This window comes from Planomonospora algeriensis (genome assembly GCF_977012225.1).
On record NZ_CDRNDK010000584.1, the window covers coordinates 1 to 3,365 of the forward strand.

A 3,365-nucleotide genomic window follows, 5' to 3' on the forward strand; every position below is an offset into this window, starting at 1 on the left:
TGGACGGCCCGCCCTATGACCACGCGATTGGGCGACTACCTCCTGCTGCGCGAGCAGATCGCCGGCGAGCGGGTCGGGCCCGTCTCGGACGTGTTCAGCTGGGCCGTCACCATGGCCTTCACCGCGACCGGCCGGATGCTCTTCGGCGGTGACAGCATCCCGGCGGAAGATCCGCCACCACGCCTCCTGCAGGTTGAGCCGGCACGCGCCCACCGGGATGAACGCGTTCCGGATCCGCGGGTGATCGACCGGCCACCTACGGTGTCCGTCTCCTGACCGGGCCGGTGCCGGCGGGAAGGTGCGGGGCACGACCGGTCCCTCGGCGTTGAAGCGGCGCAGCCGGCGGCGCACCGTTTCGGGATGGCAGCCGACCTGCTCGGCGATGGCCGGGCCGCGCATCCCCACCCCGGAATTTTTCGCCGGTGAATCGGCGATTCGGACGACCGCTAAAGGCGGCGGCCATGCATCGACTATGGATGTGAAACTTCTCACAATGGCCGGAGCGCACCGGCAATTCCTCTCCTCAGAGAAGCACGTCAGCACGATTTCCGGCGCTCTCCGCCGAGCTTTCAGAACAAAGGTCGCTTGCAAGGTTTCAGAAATATTGCGCAAGGCATTGCACCCTCGATGCGGTGCGGGCAAGATTCAAGATCGCAAGGAGCTCCGCGCGAACCGTGGACGCCGACGCCGCAGCAACGACGTCCACGGCTGTTCTCATCCGTCAAGAACAAGGAGAATGCGTCGTGTCCCCGCACTTGAGCGAGAGCACACAGGCCACCACGCCGACCGGCTGGATCCGGCGGGCGTTCCTGCTGGTCGCCGCCTTCGTCGCCGCCATGGCGACCATGGCGGTCCCGGCCGGCGCCACCGGCGCGACCACGGTCGGCTTCACCGCCGAGGCCGCCACCCACCTCGGGCAGAACGTCTTCATCGTCGGAAGCACGCCGGAACTCGGCGCCTGGAACCCCGCCCGGGCGGTACCGCTGTCCTCGGCGGACTACCCCCGCTGGCGGGTCGCCGTCGCCCTCCCCGGTGACACCACCGTCCGGTACAAGTACATCAAGAAGAGCCCGTCCGGTGCCGTGATCTGGGAATCCACCCCCGACCGCACCTTCACCACCCCCGCGGCGGGCACGGCCACCCGCGCCGACGTGTGGAACCAGGGCGCCCCAGGACAGGTCGCCGCCTCCTTCAACGTGGAGGCCGGCACCGCCTTCGGCCAGGACGTCTTCGTCGTCGGCAACCTGCCCGAACTCGGCGGCTGGGACCCCGCCAAGGCCCTGAAGCTGTCCTCGCACGACTACCCCGTCTGGCGGGAGGCCCTGCTCCTGCCGCCCAACACCGCCGTCTCCTTCAAGTACATCAAGAAGAACTCCGACGGCTCGGTGATCTGGGAGTCCGACCCGGACCGCACGTTCACCACTCCCCCGACCGGGACCGCCAGCAGAAACGATTCCTGGCAGTGATGCGAAGCAAGGTGAAATGACAGGGGCGGCCGCCCGGTGATCCGTTCAAGAAATCACCGGGCGGCCGCGCCGGCCGTCCGGCGGCAGGGGCCGGGCGTTTCCGCCGATCGAGCGGGCCGGCCTTTTCGAACGTCACCTGCCGGCCAGGTTTTTGAAACGACCGTCCGGAATGCGCGGCGGCGCCGTACACATTGAACCAAGCGCTTGCTACGCTCCGGTCATGACGTCCACGATCGTCTGGGGAACCGGCAACGTCGGCCGCGCGGCCATCCGGGCCGTCGAGGCCCATCCCGCGCTGAAGCTCACCGCCGTGATCGTCCACGATCCCGGCAAGGTCGGCCGCGACGCGGGCGAACTCTGCGGGCTCGGCCGCGACCTCGGGGTCGCGGCGACCGACGACGCCGACGCGGTGCTGGCGGCCCGTCCCCGCGTCGTGGTGTACGCGGCGTCCGGCGACGTCCGCCCCGACGACGCCCTCGCCGACATCACCCGGGCGATCCGGGCCGGGGCCGTGGTCGTCACCCCCTCGGTGTACGCGCTCTACGACCAGCGCAACGCCCCTCCGGAAGTGCGGGAACCGGTGCTGGCCGCCATCGCGGACGGCGGCGGCTCGCTGTTCGTCTCCGGCGTCGACCCCGGCTGGGGCAACGACGTGCTGCCCCTGCTGATCAGCGGGCTCGGCACCGTCGTGGACGCGGTCCGCTGCCAGGAGATATTCGACTACTCCACCTACGACCAGCCGGACTCGGTCCGGTACCTCGTCGGCATGGGCCAGCCGATGGACTACGAGCCGCCGATGATCGCGCCGACCGTCCCGACCATGGTCTGGGGCGGGCAGGTGCGGCTGATGGCCAGAGGTCTCGGCGTCGAGCTCGACGAGATCCGCGAGACCGTGGAGCGACGCCCGCTCGACGCCACGGTGCGCACCGCGTCGATGGGCGCGTTCGAGGCCGGCACCCAGGGCGCGGTCCGGTTCGAGGTGCAGGGCGTCGTCGAGGGCGAGCCCCGCATCGTCGTCGAGCACGTCACACGCATCCATCCGTCCTGCGCCCCGGACTGGCCGACGCCGCCCGACGGGACCGGGGCGCACCGGGTGATCATCGAGGGCCGCCCCCGCATCGAGGTCACGGTCGAGGCCGCCGACGAGGACGGGAACCGCTCCGCGGGCGGGAACGCCACCGCGGTCGGCCGGCTGGTGGGCGCGGTCGACTGGCTCCTGGCGGCGGAGCCCGGGCTCTACGACGCGCTCGACGTCCCGCTGCGCCCCGCGACCGGCAGGCTCGGAAGGAAACGGCCGTGAACATCGACGTCCCCGAGGGCAAGGACCCGATCGCGTATGTCTGGGGCGAGATGGTCCCCGGCATCGGAGCCGCCGCCTCGCACTTCTCGCTGTCGGTGTACGCCTGCACGACCCTGGGGCTCCGCGAGTTCGAGGCCGCGCGGCTGCGGATCGCGCAGATCAACGGGTGCGCCTTCTGCCTCGACTGGCGGACGGAGCGGGACGGGCGCAAGGTCGAGGAGGGGTTCGCCGACGCGGTGACCGCCTGGCGCACCACCGACGCCTTCGACGACCGCACCCGGCTGGCCGCCGAGTACGCCGAGCGGTACGCCCTGGACCACCACGGCCTGGACGACGCGTTCTGGGCCCGGATGACCGCGCACTACAGCCAGACCGAGATCGTGGAGCTGAGCATGAGCATCGGCGCCTGGCTGGCGTTCGGCCGGCTCAACCACGTGCTGGGCCTCGACACCGTGTGCGTGCTGCCCGGCGGCTCCTCCCCCTCCCCCGGGCGGTAGACGCCCCGGATCTTCCGGACGACAGATCCCGGCCCTCAGCCCTCAGGCCCCGACCCTCGGCCCGAACGACCGACACCCGGCCCCCGCCCCAACCTCGACCCC

3 protein-coding genes and 2 pseudogenes are annotated in these 3,365 nt (G+C 71.0%); 4 read left to right on the forward strand and 1 reads right to left on the reverse strand.

From position 1 onward, the window contains the following. Positions 1-276, forward strand: a pseudogene (locus tag ACWJ6R_RS32795) (hypothetical protein); the annotation flags it as partial. Between the two features lie 48 nt (positions 277-324). On the opposite strand, the pseudogene ACWJ6R_RS32800 reads toward ACWJ6R_RS32795, so the two are convergent. Continuing rightward, positions 325-399: pseudogene (locus ACWJ6R_RS32800) on the reverse strand (hypothetical protein); the annotation flags it as partial. Positions 400-743: 344 nt separating this feature from the next. Between ACWJ6R_RS32800 and ACWJ6R_RS32805 the strand changes: the two are divergent. From ACWJ6R_RS32805 to ACWJ6R_RS32815, 3 genes are all read left to right on the forward strand, one after another. Beyond that, the gene (locus ACWJ6R_RS32805; protein WP_449065938.1) at positions 744-1,466 is read left to right on the forward strand and encodes a carbohydrate-binding module family 20 domain-containing protein; all 723 of its coding nucleotides are present in this window, start codon (positions 744-746) and stop codon (positions 1,464-1,466) included. Between the two features lie 220 nt (positions 1,467-1,686). Next, the gene (locus ACWJ6R_RS32810; RefSeq protein ID WP_449065939.1) at positions 1,687-2,766 is read left to right on the forward strand and encodes an NAD(P)H-dependent amine dehydrogenase family protein; all 1,080 of its coding nucleotides are present in this window, start codon (positions 1,687-1,689) and stop codon (positions 2,764-2,766) included. Next, entirely contained in the window at positions 2,763-3,263 is a 501-nt protein-coding gene (locus ACWJ6R_RS32815; protein ID WP_449065940.1) for a carboxymuconolactone decarboxylase family protein, read from the forward strand. The genes ACWJ6R_RS32810 and ACWJ6R_RS32815 overlap by 4 nt, the downstream gene beginning before the upstream one ends. Positions 3,264-3,365 lie beyond the last annotated feature (102 nt).